The organism is Pseudomonas rhizoryzae (assembly GCF_005250615.1).
GTDB classification, from domain to species: domain Bacteria; phylum Pseudomonadota; class Gammaproteobacteria; order Pseudomonadales; family Pseudomonadaceae; genus Chryseomonas; species Chryseomonas rhizoryzae.
Map to the genome: position 1 here is coordinate 170,787 of NZ_SULM01000002.1, position 16,989 is coordinate 187,775.

17 protein-coding genes are annotated in these 16,989 nt (G+C 64.3%); 10 read left to right on the forward strand and 7 right to left on the reverse strand.

The genetic code is table 11. The annotated features are described in order from the left end of the window. Nucleotides 1–283: 283 nt before the first annotated feature. The 3 genes from FAZ11_RS03310 (at nt 284) to rhlB (ending at nt 3,670) form a co-directional block, all read left to right on the forward strand. On the forward strand, nt 284–940 hold the full coding sequence (locus tag FAZ11_RS03310) for an alpha/beta hydrolase (RefSeq protein ID WP_058763304.1): 657 nt from the start codon (nt 284–286) through the stop codon (nt 938–940). A 205-nt stretch (nt 941–1,145) separates the two neighbouring features. Continuing rightward, the gene (locus tag FAZ11_RS03315; RefSeq protein WP_058763303.1) at nt 1,146–2,096 is read left to right on the forward strand and encodes a GGDEF domain-containing protein; all 951 of its coding nucleotides are present in this window, start codon (nt 1,146–1,148) and stop codon (nt 2,094–2,096) included. A gap of 95 nt (nt 2,097–2,191) precedes the next feature. After that, nucleotides 2,192–3,670 carry an ATP-dependent RNA helicase RhlB gene (gene rhlB / locus FAZ11_RS03320; protein WP_058768176.1) on the forward strand — a complete coding sequence of 493 codons (1,479 nt, stop codon included), beginning with the start codon at nt 2,192–2,194 and terminating at the stop codon, nt 3,668–3,670. A gap of 131 nt (nt 3,671–3,801) precedes the next feature. Here rhlB and moaE read toward each other — a convergent pair whose 3' ends face one another. The 4 genes from moaE to FAZ11_RS03340 all read right to left on the reverse strand — a co-directional run bounded on the left by moaE (nt 3,802) and on the right by FAZ11_RS03340 (nt 6,465). After that, on the reverse strand, nt 3,802–4,257 hold the full coding sequence (gene moaE / locus FAZ11_RS03325) for a molybdopterin synthase catalytic subunit MoaE (RefSeq protein WP_058773283.1): 456 nt from the start codon (nt 4,255–4,257) through the stop codon (nt 3,802–3,804). A gap of 2 nt (nt 4,258–4,259) precedes the next feature. Then, the gene (locus FAZ11_RS03330; RefSeq protein ID WP_058768174.1) at nt 4,260–4,511 is read right to left on the reverse strand and encodes a MoaD/ThiS family protein; all 252 of its coding nucleotides are present in this window, start codon (nt 4,509–4,511) and stop codon (nt 4,260–4,262) included. Continuing rightward, on the reverse strand, nt 4,508–4,987 hold the full coding sequence (gene moaC, locus FAZ11_RS03335; protein WP_058773282.1) for a cyclic pyranopterin monophosphate synthase MoaC: 480 nt from the start codon (nt 4,985–4,987) through the stop codon (nt 4,508–4,510). The genes FAZ11_RS03330 and moaC overlap by 4 nt, the downstream gene beginning before the upstream one ends. A gap of 86 nt (nt 4,988–5,073) precedes the next feature. Then, nucleotides 5,074–6,465: a PhoH family protein gene (locus tag FAZ11_RS03340; protein ID WP_058760242.1), complete on the reverse strand. Its 1,392-nt coding sequence runs from the start codon at nt 6,463–6,465 to the stop codon at nt 5,074–5,076. 354 nt (nt 6,466–6,819) lie between these two features. Between FAZ11_RS03340 and yaaA the strand changes: the two genes are divergently transcribed. The 5 genes from yaaA to FAZ11_RS03365 all read left to right on the forward strand — a co-directional run bounded on the left by yaaA (nt 6,820) and on the right by FAZ11_RS03365 (nt 13,184). Continuing rightward, entirely contained in the window at nt 6,820–7,599 is a 780-nt protein-coding gene (gene yaaA, locus FAZ11_RS03345; protein WP_058773281.1) for a peroxide stress protein YaaA, read from the forward strand. Between the two features lie 394 nt (nt 7,600–7,993). After that, nucleotides 7,994–9,454 carry a mannose-1-phosphate guanylyltransferase/mannose-6-phosphate isomerase gene (locus tag FAZ11_RS03350; RefSeq protein WP_058773280.1) on the forward strand — a complete coding sequence of 487 codons (1,461 nt, stop codon included), beginning with the start codon at nt 7,994–7,996 and terminating at the stop codon, nt 9,452–9,454. 117 nt (nt 9,455–9,571) lie between these two features. Further along, nucleotides 9,572–10,435, forward strand: a complete 864-nt coding sequence (locus tag FAZ11_RS03355; RefSeq protein WP_058773279.1) for a TIGR01459 family HAD-type hydrolase — start codon at nt 9,572–9,574, stop codon at nt 10,433–10,435. A gap of 22 nt (nt 10,436–10,457) precedes the next feature. Continuing rightward, nucleotides 10,458–11,432, forward strand: coding sequence for a 2-hydroxyacid dehydrogenase (locus FAZ11_RS03360; RefSeq protein ID WP_058773278.1), 975 nt, complete (start codon nt 10,458–10,460; stop codon nt 11,430–11,432). A gap of 231 nt (nt 11,433–11,663) precedes the next feature. Beyond that, nucleotides 11,664–13,184, forward strand: a complete 1,521-nt coding sequence (locus FAZ11_RS03365) for a fumarate hydratase (RefSeq protein WP_058773277.1) — start codon at nt 11,664–11,666, stop codon at nt 13,182–13,184. A 46-nt stretch (nt 13,185–13,230) separates the two neighbouring features. Here FAZ11_RS03365 and FAZ11_RS03370 read toward each other — a convergent pair whose 3' ends face one another. Next, nucleotides 13,231–14,115 carry a carbon-nitrogen hydrolase family protein gene (locus FAZ11_RS03370; protein WP_058773276.1) on the reverse strand — a complete coding sequence of 295 codons (885 nt, stop codon included), beginning with the start codon at nt 14,113–14,115 and terminating at the stop codon, nt 13,231–13,233. Next, a complete protein-coding gene (locus tag FAZ11_RS03375) occupies nt 14,112–14,699 on the reverse strand; it encodes a GNAT family N-acetyltransferase (RefSeq protein ID WP_058773275.1) in 588 nt (195 codons plus the stop codon). Before FAZ11_RS03375 ends, FAZ11_RS03370 begins: the two co-directional genes overlap by 4 nt. A gap of 105 nt (nt 14,700–14,804) precedes the next feature. Here FAZ11_RS03375 and FAZ11_RS03380 point away from each other — a divergent pair, with 105 nt between their 5' ends. Beyond that, nucleotides 14,805–15,206 carry a ketosteroid isomerase-related protein gene (locus tag FAZ11_RS03380; RefSeq protein WP_058773274.1) on the forward strand — a complete coding sequence of 134 codons (402 nt, stop codon included), beginning with the start codon at nt 14,805–14,807 and terminating at the stop codon, nt 15,204–15,206. Nucleotides 15,207–15,280: 74 nt separating this feature from the next. Continuing rightward, entirely contained in the window at nt 15,281–15,649 is a 369-nt protein-coding gene (locus tag FAZ11_RS03385; RefSeq protein ID WP_058773273.1) for a putative quinol monooxygenase, read from the forward strand. Here the strand turns inward: FAZ11_RS03385 and FAZ11_RS03390 are convergent. Next, the gene (locus tag FAZ11_RS03390; RefSeq protein WP_081320024.1) at nt 15,624–16,928 is read right to left on the reverse strand and encodes an acyltransferase family protein; all 1,305 of its coding nucleotides are present in this window, start codon (nt 16,926–16,928) and stop codon (nt 15,624–15,626) included. The two genes, FAZ11_RS03385 and FAZ11_RS03390, sit on opposite strands and share 26 nt — an antisense overlap. Nucleotides 16,929–16,989 lie beyond the last annotated feature (61 nt).

Consider the following 16,989-nt stretch of genomic DNA (forward strand, 5'->3'; position numbering starts at 1 on the left):
CCGCCGATACGGGTATAGGCAACATCCAAGGCTGGATGAGCGCTAGCCAGAAGGCGTGACGAAGCAGTGAGTCAGTGTTACCCGTTAGTGCACTACCTGGTCGCAATCTAGTTCAGGCAATTTGCGGACCACTGAAGGCGACAAATTCACTCTCCGTGCAAACCGAGCCGTTTGTGCACTCTCAGCAAAAAATCGCTCGAAAAAGTTACGAAAATGCGACACGCCGTACGCGCACCATCTGTTACCACGTCGTTTTTTAAGAGCACCAAATTGGAGCAAAACCATGGAAAACTCACCCCTTGTGCTGGAATCCACCAGCGCTACCGCCGATAGCTGTGTCATCTGGCTGCATGGACTGGGCGCCTCACGCCACGACTTCGAGCCCGTCGCCGAACTGTTGCAAAGGACGCTGAAGCACACCCGCTTCGTCCTGCCCCAGGCCCCTACCCGTCCGGTCACCATCAATGGCGGCTGGGCCATGCCGTCCTGGTACGACATCCTGGCGATGAACCCGGCCCGCGCCATCGATCGGGCCCAGCTCGAGGAATCGGCCGCCACGGTGCATGCCTTGATCGCCGACCAGCGGGCCCTGGGCATTGCCGCCGAACGGATCGTGCTGGCGGGCTTTTCCCAAGGCGGCGCCGTGGTGCTACATACCGCCTATAACACCCCCTGCGCGACGCTCGGTGGCGTAATAGCGTTGTCGACCTATGCGCCCAGCTTCGCCGACGACCACGCCAACCAGGGCGGCGCCACTCCAGCCTTGTGCCTGCACGGCAGCCAGGACGATGTCGTGCCCCCAGCCCTCGGTCGTGCCGCCTACGAGGCCCTGGTCGCCACAGGCGTGGAAGCTGTCTGGCACGACTATCCCATGCGCCATGAGGTTATTCCGGTGGAAATCCAACACATTCAGGCCTGGCTGCAAGACCGTTTCGACTAGCCGACAACGACCCCACTCGGCGATCGGGGGATTTTGGCAACCGGTCGACACTTTGCGACATCTGGCCACTAACGGAGCCAATGCAAGGGAAAAACTCAAGAACTTTGCCAGCCTCGACCGGTCCAGTGTGGGTGCCTGAAGGTCGTGATGTGCATGGAGCAGCTATGGCCCGAGTTTTCCTTTCAGCCTGTGGGGTGATCTCTTGATGGCTGCCCCCTTGTCGCTATGGTTGGCCGAAGTACCGGTTGCCTCCTTGAGAGAGCTGCGCCTGTTCAAAGGCGTGGAGATCCATCTACTGGAGGCGCTGATCGCCCGCTCGACCACCCGTAATCTGGTGGCCGGTGAGTGCCTGCTCTCGCCCGCCCAGACCAATCAGTACATGTACTTGATTCTGGAGGGTCGCTTGCGCGTCCATCTGGGCTCTCCGGAAAATCCGCCCATCTATCTATTGAGTGCGGGGGAATGTTCCGGCGAAATCAGCTTTCTCGACAGCGAACGACCCAGTGCCCACGTCATCGCCGAGGCCGATACCCAGGTCCTCTGCCTGCATCGCGATCTGGTCCTCGATCTGATCGAGCGCTCGGCCAAGGCCATGCACAACCTGCTTGGCATCCTGTGCGAGCGGATGCGGCGTGGTAACCAACTGATCGTCGACACCGAACGCAATGCCAACGTCGATACCCTGACCGGGCTGTTCAATCGTCGCCGTCTCGAGCAACTGTTCGAACGCGAGAGCACCCGTTGCGCCTTCAATCGGCAGCCCCTCAGCCTGCTGATGCTCGATGTCGATCACTTCAAGCGCTACAACGACACCCATGGTCACCTGGCGGGCGACTATGCCCTCTGCCTGGTCGCCAATACCCTGAGGGACCAGTTACGCCCCAAGGACAGCATGGCTCGCTATGGCGGCGAAGAATTCGTCATCCTGTTGCCGGAAATCGACCATGACGAAGCCATGGCCATCGCGGAGCGCCTGCGCCAGAGCCTGGCAGACATCAAGGACTTCTATTCCCCCTGCGGCAAGCTGCCGGGCGTGACCGTCTCCATCGGCCTGGCGCAGATGCGCAAGGCCGATAGCCTGGACGAACTGGTCGGACGGGCGGACAAGTCCCTGTACGAGGCCAAGGGCGCCGGGCGAAATCGGATCAGCGGCTGAGCCCAGCTTGCCCCTGTTCGGCAGGTAGTTGTTGCCGGGCACGTTGGTTGCTTTACACTGCGGTCTCATTCCGCTTTCCATGATCGAGACCCTCCGTGCTCAAGGCACTCAAAAAATTTCTGGGCAAAGACCAGGACGTCGCTCAGCCGACCGCCCCCTCTGCGCCCCAGGCTATCCCCAGCGCTCCCTCCGCAGCCCCCTCGCCTACCGCTGTCGCCACGCCCGAGCCTCAGGTAGAGCGGTCGCCACGCAAGCCCAAGCAGCCGAACGAAGCCCGCCCCCAGGAGCCTCGCGCCCAGACGGACAAGCCTGCCAAGCCGCGCCGTGAGCGCAGTCCGCGTAAACCCAAGCCGGTCGATACCTGGAAGCTGGAAGACTTCGCGGTCGAGCCCCAGGAAGGCAAGACGCGCTTCCACGACTTCAACCTGGATCCGCGCCTGATGCATGGCATCCATGATCTCGGCTTCCCCTATTGCACGCCGATCCAGGCCCAGGTGCTGGGTTTCACCCTCAAGGGCCAGGACGCCATCGGCCGCGCCCAGACCGGCACCGGCAAGACCGCGGCCTTCCTGATTTCCACCATCACCCAGCTGCTCACCACCCCGCCGCCCAAAGAGCGCTACATGGGCGAGCCGCGGGCGCTGATCATCGCGCCGACCCGCGAGCTGGTGGTGCAGATCGCCAACGATGCCCTGGACCTGGCCAAGTACACGGGGCTTAACGTCATGAGCTTCGTCGGCGGCATGGACTTCGACAAGCAGCTCAAGCAGCTCGAAGCCCGCTATTGCGACATCCTGGTGGCCACTCCCGGTCGCCTGCTGGACTTCAACCAGCGTGGCGAGGTCCACCTGGACATGGTCGAGGTCATGGTGCTGGACGAAGCCGACCGCATGCTGGACATGGGCTTCATCCCCCAGGTACGGCAAATCATCCGCCAGACCCCGCCCAAGAGCGAACGCCAGACCCTGCTGTTCTCCGCCACCTTCACCGACGACGTGATGAACCTGGCGCGGCAATGGACCACCAACCCGGCCATCGTCGAGATCGAGCCGGAGAACGTCGCCAGCGACACCGTCGAGCAGCACGTCTACGCCGTCTCCTCCAGCGACAAGTACCGGCTGCTCTATAACCTGGTGGCCCAGAACAACTGGGAACGGGTGATGGTGTTCGCCAACCGTCGCGACGAGGTGCGCCGCATCGAGGAACGCCTGACCAAGGACGGCATCAGCGCCGCCCAGATGTCCGGCGACGTGCCCCAACACAAGCGCATCAAGACCCTGGAAGGCTTCCGCGCCGGCAAGATCCGCGTGCTGGTCGCCACCGACGTGGCCGGTCGCGGCATCCACGTCGACGGCATCAGTCACGTCATCAACTTCACCTTGCCGGAAGACCCGGACGACTACGTGCACCGCATCGGCCGTACCGGCCGCGCCGGGGCCAGCGGCACCTCCATCAGCTTCGCTGGCGAAGACGACGCCTTCGCCCTGCCGCCCATCGAGACCCTGCTGGGCCGCAAGATCGCCTGCGAAATGCCCCCGGCCGAACTGCTCAAGCCGGTGCCTCGGCAGCGTTGAGGCAACCCGCGCCACCGCCGCCCGGTGGCCGAGCAGCCGGACTTGTGTAGGGTGGATAACGGCCTCGCCTTATCCACCGGCCACATTGCACACCGCGTGGAAAACGCTACGCGGTTTTCCACCCTACTTCTTCAGTCCTTCGCCCAGCGCCCTGCAGCATCCTGGTCGCTGGCTCGCCCTTCCACCCAGCGTGGGCCTTCGGCGGTGTCTTCCTTCTTCCAGAAGGGCGCGCGGGTCTTGAGATAATCCATCACGAAGTTGCAGGCGTCGAAGGCGGCCTGGCGGTGGGCGCTGGCGGTGCCGACGAAGACGATGGGCTCGCCCGGCTCCAACCGGCCGATGCGATGCAGGATGTCGACGCCCAGCAGCGGCCAGCGTTGACGGGCTTCTTCGGCAATGCGCGCCAGGGCCTTCTCGGTCATGCCGGGGAAATGCTCGAGGAACAGGCCGCCCACGTCGCGCCCGTCGTTGAAGTCGCGTACGTAGCCCACGAACCCCACTACCGCGCCGATGCCGGTGTTGGCAGCGTGTAAGGCATTGAGCTCCTGGCCAGGGTCGAAGGCTGTCGCCTGAACACGGATGGCCATGGTCAACCTCCGGTCACGGTGGGAAAGAAGGCGACCTCGTCACCATCACGCAAAGGCTCGGCCAGTCCGCAGAGTTCTTCATTGCGGGCGCACATCAGGCCGCGCTCACCCAGGGTTTCGGTCCAAAGACCGCCGCGTTGGACCAGGTGTTCACGGAGGTCGCCGACAGTGGCCAGGTCCGGCTCCCAGGGTAGATTCTCTTCGGCACAGCCCAGCACCTCGCGATAGCGGGCGAAGAATTGCACCCGAATCATGCCGGCTGCTCCTCGGCGCGGAAATGGCCGCTCTTGCCACCGCTCTTTTCCAGCAGGCGCACCGCCTCGATGCTCATGCCGCGGTCGACCGCCTTGCACATGTCATAGAGCGTGAGCGCTGCCACGCTGGCGGCAGTAAGCGCCTCCATTTCCACGCCGGTCTGGCCGGAGAGTTTGCAGGTGGCGGTGATCCGCACCGCATCGGGCGCCTCGGCGGTCAGGTTGACCTTGACGCTGGTCAGCATCAGCGGATGGCACAGCGGGATGAGATCGGCGGTCTTCTTGGCCGCCTGGATGCCGGCGATGCGTGCCACGGCGAAGACGTCGCCCTTGGGATGGCCGCCACTCTGGATCAGCGCGAGCGTTTCCGGACGCATACGCACCCGGGCTTCGGCAGTGGCTTCACGGAAGGTCACCTGCTTGTCGGTGACATCGACCATGTTGGCACGGCCTTGGGAATCGAGATGGGTCAGCACGGCATGACTCCTGGAAAGGACCTGCCATTGTAGACCCGTGACCGGGGATTTGATCCCCGCCCGAGGCCGGACGGGGATCTTGGGCGTTACAGATGAGCCTCGGCGTATTCGGCCAGGACGGAACGCGGTACACCCTGCAGGGTGATGTGGACCCCGTGGTTGAAGCCTTTGAAGCGCTCGGAAAGGTAGGTGAGGCCCGAGCTGGTGGCCGAGAGGTAGGGCGTATCGATCTGCGCCAGGTTACCCAGGCAGATCACCTTGGAGCCGCTGCCGGCGCGGGTGATGATGGTCTTCATCTGGTGCGGGGTGAGGTTCTGGCATTCGTCGATGAGGATCAGACTCTGCTGGAAACTGCGCCCGCGGATGTAGTTGAGGGATTTGAACTGCAGCGGCACCTTGCTCAGGATGTAGTCCACGCTGCCGTGGGGGTTGTGATCATCCATGTGCAGGGCTTCGAGGTTGTCGGTGATGGCCCCCAGCCAGGGCTCCATCTTCTCGGCCTCGGTGCCCGGCAGGAAGCCGATGTCCTCGTCCAGCCCCTGGACGCTGCGGGTGGCGATGATGCGGCGATACCTCTTGGTGACCATGGTCTGCTCGATGGCCGCCGCCAGCGCCAGGATGGTCTTGCCCGAACCGGCGGCGCCGGTGAGGTTGACCAGATGGATGTCCGGCTCCAGCAGGGCGAACAGCGCCAGCGCCTGGTAGATGTCACGCGGCTTGAGACCCCAGGCTTCCTGGTGCATCAAGGGTTCCTGGTGCATGTCGAGCAGGATCACCTCGCCATCGCGCACCGCCTTGACCCAGCCGACGAAGCCCTGTTCGTCGAGCACGAAGTCGTTGACGTTGAACGGCGGCAACTCGGCCGAAAGCTGTACCCGGTGCCAGACCCGGCCCAGCTCCTGACGGCTTTCCACCTTGCTGACATTGTCCCAGAAGGACCCCGGCAGGTTGTGGTAACCCTGGGACAGCAGGGAGACGTCGTCCAGCAGTTGGTCAGTCTGGTAGTCCTCCGCGGCGATACCGCAGCCACGCGCCTTGAGGCGCATGTTGATGTCCTTGGTGACCAGCACCACCCGCTCCTGGGGATGCAGATTCCGCAATTCGACGAGCTGGTTGATGATGCGGTTGTCGTTGATGTCGTCGGGCAGGCAGGCCATGGGCCCGGCGCGACGGCCCATGAGGATGGACAGGCGCCCCTTGGCCTCGCCCTTGCCGCGGGGAATGGGTACGCCCCGCTCGACGTCCTCGGGGGAGGACTCGGCCAGGACACTGTCGATCAGCCGGATCGCCTGTCGGCATTCGGCGGCAACGTTATGTTTACCCGTCTTGAGCTTGTCGAGTTCCTCCAGGACCGTCATGGGAATGGCGACGTGATGCTCCTCGAAATTGAGCAGCGCGTTGGGGTCGTGGATCAGTACGTTGGTGTCGAGCACATAGAGCGTAGGCTGGGTGGGGCGGGAACGTCCGTGATCATCCATACTCGGTCACCTCGTAGAAACGCTTGACTCGCAAGCCAGTCGACGGAGCGCCAAGACGACGCTCCGCAGCGAAAGGTGCCGTCGCTCCAGCAACGGGTTCACGGACCGGCCAACATGAGGGCACGGGACCCGAGAGATGCGACGGACACTTCGGTAATAACGCAAAAGACCTTGGGCACAAAAGCTTTTTTTAGCGCCGCCGAGTTTTTTTCCAAGACCGGTATCGATCGTCGGTTGCCCAGGCAACGTCGCCCTGGTGGCGCGGTCAATACCTATCGATCCCATGCGCAACGAGCACTGGAGTAGCGCAGCGCAGGCTTCTAGAATGGCGCCTCGCCAAGAGGAGCCGACCCGATGCTGATGGTGATTTCGCCCGCCAAGACGCTGGACTACGACACACCACCCAGCACTTCCCGCCACACGTTGCCGCAACACCTGGAGCATTCCCGCGAGCTGATCGACGGTCTCAAGCACCTCACCCCAGCGGATGTTGCCAAGCTGATGGGCGTCTCCGACAAGATCGCCGCGCTCAACGTCGCCCGCTTCGGCAGCTGGACGCCAGACTTCACCCCGGCCAATGCCAAGCAGGCCATCCTGGCCTTCAAGGGCGACGTCTACACGGGACTCGCCGCCGACGATTTCCAGGCTGACGATTTCGACTTCGCCCAGCGTCACCTGCGCATGCTGTCGGGGCTCTATGGCCTGTTGCGCCCACTGGACCTGATGCAACCCTATCGCCTGGAGATGGGCACCAAGTTCGCCAATCCGCGCGGCAAGGACCTCTACGCCTTCTGGGGCGAGCGCATCAGCCAGTGGCTCAATGCGGACCTGGCCGCCCAGGGCGATGACGTCCTGCTCAACCTGGCCTCGAACGAATACTTCACTGCCGTGCGCCGCTCCCACCTGCAGGCCCGGGTGGTCGACGTGGAATTTCGCGACCTCAAGAACGGCGAATACAAGATCATCAGTTTCTACGCCAAGAAGGCGCGTGGCCTGATGGCCCGGCACGTGATCAAGCAGCGCATCACTCAGGTGGACGACCTGCGGGACTTTGCCGACCAAGGCTATGCCTATGCAGGTGATCGCTCGACGGCCGATAAGCTGGTCTTCCTCCGCGACGCCCCTCATGAGTAAAGTGGCAAATCGACGGATGGCAGAAGGCCTTATGTCCTGTACGTCCGAAGTGGCTAGGCGATCACAACCCCTGGGCTACTTCCGTGAAAGACTGTCATCTCCCTCCAATAAAAAGGTTGCAGCGCGGCGGCGGCTTTCCAGGCAAGAAACCTTGTCGGATCTCTCAAAATCGTCGTTATTCCGGAAAAAGGAAACTTCGCTGAGAACCACCTCTATTTGATTCTGTCTTTGTCTGGTCCTTGCTGGAGGCCATCATGGCCAATGGCAATCAGTCCGCATTGTTCAAGTTGTACCGTCACGATTTCCGGACGGTTGACCTTTCGAAGCACGGACGCTTCGTCCCGACCCTAGGGACAGCGGCCATAAATCAGCAGACGCTGAAGGAGTAACGCCCATGATTCCCGTCATCCTGTCCGGTGGTAGCGGCTCGCGACTCTGGCCCCTCTCGCGCAAGCTCTACCCCAAGCAGTTCCTGGCCCTGACCAGCGAACAGACCATGTTCCAGGAGACCATCAACCGCCTGGGCTGCGAGGGCAGCATCGATTGCCCGATCATCGTCTGCAACGCCGAGCACCGTTACCTGGTGGAAGAGCAGCTCAAGGCCGTGGAGTGCAAACCTCAGGCCCTGATCATGGAGCCCTTCGGCCGCAACACCGCACCGGCCGTGGCCATCGCCGCCATGCAACTGGTCGCCGACGGCAAGGATGACCTGATGCTGGTGCTGCCTGCCGATCACGTGATCGAGGACGAAGCCCAGTTCAAGGCCGCCCTGCAGCAGGCCGCCGCCGCCGCCGAGCGGGGCGAGATGGTGCTGTTCGGTATTCCGGCCACCGCGCCCGAGACCGGCTATGGCTACATCAAGACCGGCGCCAATGACGGCCTGCCCGAGGGCGTGGCCCGTGTCGAGCGCTTCGTCGAGAAGCCCGATGCTGTCACCGCCACCGAATACGTAGCCTCCGGCGACTACTGCTGGAACAGCGGCATCTTCCTGTTCCGCGCCAGCCGTTTCCTGGAAGAGCTGAAGAAGCACGACACCGACATCTACGACACCTGCCTGCTGGCGCTGGAGCGAAGCAGCATCGACGGCATCAACATCAGCATCGATGCCGCCACCTTCGCCGTCTGCCCGGACAACTCCATAGACTACGCGGTCATGGAAAAGACCACCCGCGCCTGCGTGGTACCCATGAGCGCTGGCTGGAACGATGTCGGTTCCTGGTCCGCCCTGTGGGACGTGCACGCCAAGGACAGCAACGGCAACGTGCTCAAGGGCGACGTCGTCCTGCATGACAGCCGCAACTGCCTGGTGCATGGCAACGGCAAGCTGGTGACCCTGGTCGGCCTGGATGACGTGGTCGTGGTGGAAACCAAGGACGCCGTCATGATCGCCCACAAGGACAAGGTCCAGGACGTCAAGAAGCTGGTCAACGCCCTCGAGAAGCAGAACCGCAACGAGGTCAAGGCGCACCAGGAAGTCTTCCGTCCCTGGGGTTCCTACGACTCCATCGACATGGGCCAGCGCTTCCAGGTCAAGCGCATCACCGTCAAGCCGGGCGCCCAGCTGTCGCTGCAGATGCACCACCACCGTGCCGAGCACTGGATCGTGGTTTCCGGTACCGCCGAGGTCACCTGCGACGACAAGGTGTTCCTGCTGACCGAGAACCAGTCCACCTACCTGCCGATGACCTCCGTGCACCGCCTGGCCAACCCCGGCAAGGTACCGCTGGAGCTGATCGAGGTGCAGTCCGGTGGCTACCTGGGCGAGGACGACATCGTCCGCTTCGAGGACATCTACGGCCGCGTCGACACCCAGGCCCTGGAAGTCGCCAAGGCGGGCAAGGCGTCCACGCGCTAAGCCTCGCCTAGAGCAACAAACAGACACCGGCCTAGGCCGGTGTCTGTGTTTTCGGCAGCCGATCGGCAAAACCGGTTAGGCTTGCCGTTTCCCTCCTTCACCATCGGACTCCGCTGCATGACCGCTCCCACCCTGCTCCGCCTCGATCAACTGGACGACGCCCTGGCCAGCTACGACGGCTTCATCCTCGATCTCTGGGGCGTGCTGATCGACGGCTACGAGACCTTTCCCGGCGCCCGTGCCTGGCTGGAGCGCCGCGCGGCCGAGGGCAAGCCGGTGTGGTTCCTCAGCAACGCCTCACGCGATGCCGAGGGCATGGCCGAGGAACTGGTCAAACTGGGTGTGCCGCGTCACCTCTTCGCCGGCGTGACGACTTCCGGCCAGTTGGCCATCGATGCCTTCCTCAAGGATCCCACCTTTACCCAGGGCGGTATCTACCTGTCCGGCCCCGGTACCGGCCAGGTCGGCTGGCCCGCGGTGATCCGCGAACGCTTCGTCGACGACATCGACCAGGCGGCCATCATCCTGGGGGTCGGCAGCTTCCCGGAAGACGAGCTGGAGGCCCGCTTCGCCCCCCTGGCGGGCGCGCTCGACAAGCCCTTCCTGTGCGCCAATCCGGATCGTAACGTGGTGTCCGGGGGTCTACCCTGCTATGCGGCTGGCAAGTTGGCCGATCGCTTCGCCGAACTGGGCGGCGCGGTCACCTGGTATGGCAAACCCGATCCCTATGCCTATCGCTGCGCGGCGCGGGAGCTGGCAGAACGGGGCGCCAGTCGACTGCTGTTCGTCGGCGACTCCCTGGTGACCGACGTGCCCGGTGCGGTGGCGGCGGAGATCGATTGTCTTTGGCTGGCCGCGACCGGGATTCACCGCGAGGCCCTGGGTCTGGAATTCAACCAGGAGCCCAGCCGCGAGGGATTGGAGGCCCTGCTGAGCCAGTATCCCGATCGCCCGTGCTACGCGGCGGCCGGCCTGGCCTGACCTTTCACGAGTCGAGGTATCGATGAGCAAGAAGCACGTAGTGGTCTACAACCGCCTGCCCGAAAAGCTGGTGGAGCGTCTGCGCGAACACTTCACCGTCGAGGTGATTCCCTTCAGTGCCAACCTCGATCTCTTCGCCGCTTCCGCTGCCAAGGCCCAGGGCCTGATCGGCGCCAGTCGCACACTGGGCGAGAAAGAGCTGGCGATGGCCACCACCCTGGAAGCCATCGCCAGCGTCTCGGTCGGCTACGATAGCTATGACGTGGACTACCTGACGGAGCGCGGCATCCTGCTCACCAACACCCCGGACGTGCTCACCGAAACCACCGCCGATCTCGGCTTCACCCTGCTGATGAGTGCTGCCCGGCGGGTGCCGGAGCTGGATGCCTTCGTCAAGGCCGGTCTCTGGCGCAAGGGCATCGGCGAAGAACACTTCGGCACCGACATCCATGGCCGCACCCTAGGCATCGTCGGTGCCGGCCGCATCGGCGCCGCCATCGCCAAGCGTGGCCACTTCGGCTTCGACATGCCGATTCTCTATACCGCCAACAGTGCCAAGCCTGAGCTTGAAGCGCAGATGGGTGCCCAGCGTCGCGAGCTGGACGAGTTGCTCCAGGAAGCCGACTTCGTCTGCCTGGTGGTGCCCCTCTCGGCCGCCACGGAGAAGCTCATTGGCGCCCGCGAACTGGGACTGATGAAGTCCAACGCCATCCTGATCAACCTGGCGCGCGGCGCGGTGGTCGACGAGCCAGCACTGATCGAGGCGCTGCGCAACGGCCAGATCCGCGGTGCGGGCCTCGACGTCTATACCCAGGAGCCGCTGGAGGCCTCGCCGCTGTTCGAACTGCCGAGCGTCGTCACCCTGCCGCACATCGGCTCGGCCACCCACGAGACGCGCTACGCCATGGCGGAACGGGCGGTGGACAACCTGATCGCGGCGCTCACCGGCGAGCGCCCGACCGATCTGGTCAACCCCGCGGCCCTGGAACGCCGCTAGGCGCTGATCGCCCACAGCCGTCCCGCACGGCGTGCCGTCTGGCCCCTGAAAGGCTATACTGCCGCGCCGCTCTCGGGTCGGCCGCCCCGGCCGGGTAGGCCTTTCTCAGTGTGTCCAGGCCACCCCTCCGACCGGGCGCTTCCGCTGCCCGGTCCGTGCGACCCGAATTGCGCGCCCGCCTCCCCACCGCCCGTGGGCGAGGCGCAAGAAACCGCCAAGAGGAGCGCGTACATGACCGTGATCAAGCAGGATGACCTGATCCAGAGCGTCGCCGACGCCCTGCAGTTCATCTCCTATTACCACCCCGTCGACTTCATCCAGGCCATGCACGAGGCCTATCTGCGCGAGGAATCCGCCGCCGCGCGCGACTCCATCGCCCAGATCCTGATCAACTCGCGGATGTGCGCCACCGGCCACCGGCCGATCTGCCAGGACACCGGTATCGTCACCGTGTTCGCCAAGGTCGGCATGGACGTGCGCTGGGACGGCGCCACCCTGAGCCTGGACGAGATGATCAACGAGGGCGTGCGCCGCGCCTACAACCTGCCGGAAAACGTCCTGCGCGCCTCGATCCTGGCCGACCCGGCCGGGGCCCGCAAGAACACCAAGGACAACACCCCGGCGGTGATCCACTACCAGATCGTCCCCGGCAACACCGTGGAGATCGACGTCGCGGCCAAGGGCGGCGGCTCCGAGAACAAGTCGAAGATGGCCATGCTCAACCCGTCCGACTCCATCGTCGACTGGGTACTCAAGACCGTGCCGACCATGGGCGCCGGCTGGTGCCCGCCGGGCATGCTGGGCATCGGCATCGGCGGCACCGCCGAGAAGGCCGCGGTACTCGCGAAAGAATCGCTGATGGACGAGATCGACATCCATGAGCTGAAGGCTCGCGGGCCGCAGAATCGTCTGGAAGAGCTGCGCCTGGAGATCTTCGACAAGGTCAACCAACTGGGCATCGGGGCCCAGGGCCTGGGCGGCCTGACCACGGTGCTGGACATCAAGATCAAGGACTATCCGACCCACGCCGCCTCCCTGCCGGTGTGCATGATCCCCAACTGCGCCGCCACCCGCCACGCCCACTTCGTGCTGGACGGCTCCGGCCCCGCCGCCCTGGAGGCGCCGCCGCTGGACGCCTATCCGGAAATCGTCTGGGAAGCCGGTCCGAGTGCGCGCCGCGTCGACCTGGACACCCTGACTCCGGAAGAAGTCCAGAGCTGGCAGCCGGGCGAGACCGTCCTGCTCAACGGCAAGATGCTCACTGGTCGCGACGCCGCCCACAAGCGCATGGTCGACATGCTCAACAAGGGCGAGCCGTTGCCGGTGGACCTCAAGGGCCGCTTCATCTACTACGTCGGCCCGGTCGATCCGGTGGGCGACGAGGTGGTCGGCCCGGCTGGCCCGACCACGGCGACCCGCATGGACAAGTTCACCCGCCAGATCCTCGACCAGACCGGTCTGCTGGGCATGATCGGCAAGTCCGAGCGCGGCCCCATCGCCATCGAGGCGATCAAGGACCACAAGGCCGTCTACCTGATGGCCGTCGGTGGCGCCGCCTACCTGGTGGCCCAGGCCATCAAGGGCGCCAAGGTCCTGGCCTTCCCGGAACTGGGGATGGAAGCCATCTACGAGTTCGAGGTGAAGGACATGCCGGTGACCGTGGCGGTGGACACCCGCGGCGAGTCGGTGCACATCACCGGTCCGCAGGTGTGGCAGAAGAAGATCGCCGACAGTCTCGCCGTCGAAATCTAAGCGTCTGCTGTCAGCAAAAGCCCAGCCTCGTGCTGGGCTTTTTCGTTCAGGCCTGCGGCTTCAGTACCTGCCACTGCTCTGGCCAGTCACGCCGGATGAACACCTGGCCGTTGGTCCGTACCCGCCGCACCTCGTCCAGATCGACCTCGGCATGCAGCCACTGGCTGACTTCAGGACAGAGTGCGTCGCTCTGGGCGATCACCCCGTCAGCCGGCATGCCCCGATCCGGTGGGACGAAGAGCCCGGCCCGCCCGACGTTCTCGTCCAGCGCGGGCGACCAGGGCGCCAACCCCACCGTTGGCGCCTGCAGCACCGCGAGCTGGTTTTCCAGCGCCCGCGCCTGGGCGCCCACCCGCACCCGGTGGAAGCCGGCGACGGTATCGGTGCAACTCGGCACCAGGATCAGGTCGGCACCGGCTTCGGCCAGATGGCGGGCCAGCAAGGGGAATTCACTGTCGTAGCAGATCAGGATGCCGAGGCGGCCCAAGGGCGTGTCGAAGACGCGCAAGCCTTCGCGGCCGCCCACGATATTCCATTCCTCCCGCTCGAAGCGGGTCATCATCAGTTTGTCCTGATGGCCCAGGCAGCCGTCGGGACCGAACAGCCAAGCCCGGTTGCGGTACCGGCCATCGTCATCGAGGACGGGCAGCGAACCGGGTTGCAGATAGAGCTGCAGTCGGCGCGCCAGGCCCTCGCAGAGGTCGCGCCAGGCTGGCAGCAACGGCTGGATACCGGCGATGGAGCCCTGCAGGTCGCTGCGCTCGGCGGCCGGCAGCTGGCCGCTGAGCACCAGGCCGGCGTATTCCGGCAGCAGCAGGAGCTGGCTACCCTCGGCGGCGGCCTCTTCGCAGAGTTCGGTCAGGTGCGCGGCGTAGGCGTCCCAGGTCTCCAGCAATTCGATGGCGTATTGGCAAGCAGCCAGGCGGATCATGGCAATTCCTTGAGCCAGAAGGTCATGGGTTTGGGCGATTCGGCGACCTCGTCGAGATCCTGCCACAGGTAGTGGGTAGTCAATTCCGGATGCTCGGCGAAGCCCTGGCTGTGCCAGAGGCCGTGCAGGGGGCGATAGCCGGGCGGACGGCGCGGATGGTCGTCCGGGCGTTGCACGGCGCAGAAGGCGCACCAGCTGAAACGCCCCAGCTGACGCGCCCGCGCCTCGCGCTCGGCGAAGAAACGCCGTCCCAGCCCCTGCCCGCGATAGGCCGGCAGCAACAGCGACTCACCGAAATAATAGATCCGCTCCACCGGCCAATCGCCCGCGCGGAAAGGCTGCTGGAATTCCGCCGTCTCGTCCGCCAGTGGCAAGGCGGTCGCCGCGCCCACCACCCGTCCGCCGTCGCGAACCAGCACGCAGAGGCTATCCGGTGTATCGGCATAGGTCTGCAGATAGCGGGACTCGTAATCCAGGGTGCCGTCGTAGAGATAGGGATACTCGCGAAAGACCGCGATGCGCAGCTCGGCGAGCTCGGGAATCAGCGGCGCAATGGCGCCGCCATGCAGGAGTTGGATGTCCATGGACTCTTCTGGTTAAGCGGGAGACGTGAATGGCTATGTCGAAGCTCTGCCGGCACCCTACCATGCGTCGGCAACAGCGTTTTTTCGTCAACGACAGGAGCCGCCATGACCACGACCGACCTCATCGATGCCTACTACGCCGCCTTCAACGCCGGCGACATGGACATCTTCCTGGATCTGCTCACCGAGGATGTGGTCCACGACATCAATCAGGGTGAGCGCCAGGTAGGCAAGGCCGCCTTCGCCGCCTTCATGGTGCACATGAATCGCTGCTATCGCGAGCGCCTGACCGATCTGGTGGTGATGGCCGAGCCCAGTGGCCGGCGCGCGGCCGCCGAATTCATCATCCACGGTGAATACCTGGTCACCGATGAGGGACTGCCCGAGGCCAAGGGCCAGACCTACGAGCTGCCGGTGGGTGCCTTCTTCGAGATTCGCGACGGCAAGGTGGCGCGGGTGACCAACTACTACAACCTGAACGACTGGATCGCCCAGGTCGGCGCCTGACGTCCGTCAGCCGGCGGGAGCGCCGCGTGGCGTCCGGGGTCGCATGCAGACCATCCCTGACTCCGGAGGCTTCCATGCCCACCCTTCCCAGTGATTCCGTCTGCAGCCTGGCGCCCGTGTTCGCCATCCAGCCCGATCAGCTCGAGGCGTTCAAGCGCCTGGGAGAGGCCATGTTGCAGCGGACTCGCAACGAGCCCGGCTGCCTCTACTACGGCTTCTGCTACGACGGCACCACGGCGCGCTGCCGCGAGGGCTATCGCGATGCCCAGGCGCTGCTGGCGCACCTGGACAATGTCGGCGATCTGCTCGAACAGGCCCAGGCCATCGCCACCCTGGAGCGCTTCGAGGTGTTCGGTGCAGCCGATCAGCTCGAGCAGCTACGCGAACCTCTGGCGGCGTTGAACGCCCGCTTTTTCGTCATGGCCGCAGGCTTCCGCCGCTAGCCTGGGACGGCTTATGCGGCGGCGCCAACCGTGGCAGCAGCACGGCGAGGATGCGCTTGCGGGTCGGCACCACCAGCCGCTCCTGGAACAGCACGCAGAGCACCACCACCAGCAACAGGAATAGCCAGTACCACTCGATAGAGTTGGTCTGGGCGCCGGCGGCGGCAATGCAGGTCTGCCAATTGCCGCTCAAGCAGGCCTTGGGATCGCCGCCGAGCAGTTTTTCCAGCGTCATGTAGATGCCCGACAGGGGGACGTGCAGGGCGAACATCGATAGCGACGCCCCACCCAGGCGGGGCGACCAATGGCGGATGCGCGCGTTGGCCGGCTCCTGGGCCAGCGCCGCCAGGTACACCAGGATCAGCTGCGAGGGCAGGAACAGGCCGTTGTGGAAGAGGAAATACCAGAACTTGGGCCCATGGGTGAAGAGCGCCGTCCCCACGGCGAAGCTCAGTACCAGATAGCTCGCCAGCAGCACCCGCTGCCGCTCGGAGGGCGTCCAACCTCGCTCGTGCTGACGCCGGAAAATGGCGTAGAGCAGGATGCCGGCGAGGAATTCCGGTAGTCGCAGCAGCGGTACGCGCTGCAACAGCCCGGTGAAGGGCATGCCGTAGTTCTGGTGGATGATCACCAACAGCGGTGGGATCAGGTAGAGCACCCAGATCAACAGCAACAGCTGCCAGGGTCTTTCGCTGGTCATCAGCCGCGGGGCCAGCTTGGGAAAGGTCAGATAGAAGAAGAACAGCGCCGAGATCGACCACAGCGGCGCATTGAAGGTCAGGTAATAGGGATTCCAGGCCTGCAGCATGCACAGCTGAAGTACCGCATTGAAGGCCAGCTCCAGGTTGCCCATGAAATGTTGGAACAACTCGGGATTGGTCCGCGCCAACGCCTCGTTGGTGTCGAACACCACGAAGCGCACGCTGGCAGTGGCCGCCTCCGGCTGAATGCCCAGGCTGCCGATCCAGGTCACCACGGCCATCGACAGCAACAGCGCGAAGATATGGATCGGATAGAGGTTGGCGAATCTCTTGATCAGGAAACTACGGGCCGGCTCGCGCAGGCTGCCGCGCCCACAGTAGACGTGGGCGAGCAGGAAGCCGGAAAGCACGAAGAAGGTACTGGTGGCGAAGAAGCCCATGCTGGTGATCTCGTCCAGCAGGGGGATGGTCTTGCGCTCCGGGTAGAAATGGATGGTGTGGTAGACCACCACATAGAAACCCATCAGGAACCTGAGCCACTCCAGACCGATGAAGCGGTGTTTATCTAAAGTCTGCACTAAGGCGTTACTCGTCTGGCCTCGTCCGCTGGACGCTAGGTCCGGCCCATGGCGCCGGGCC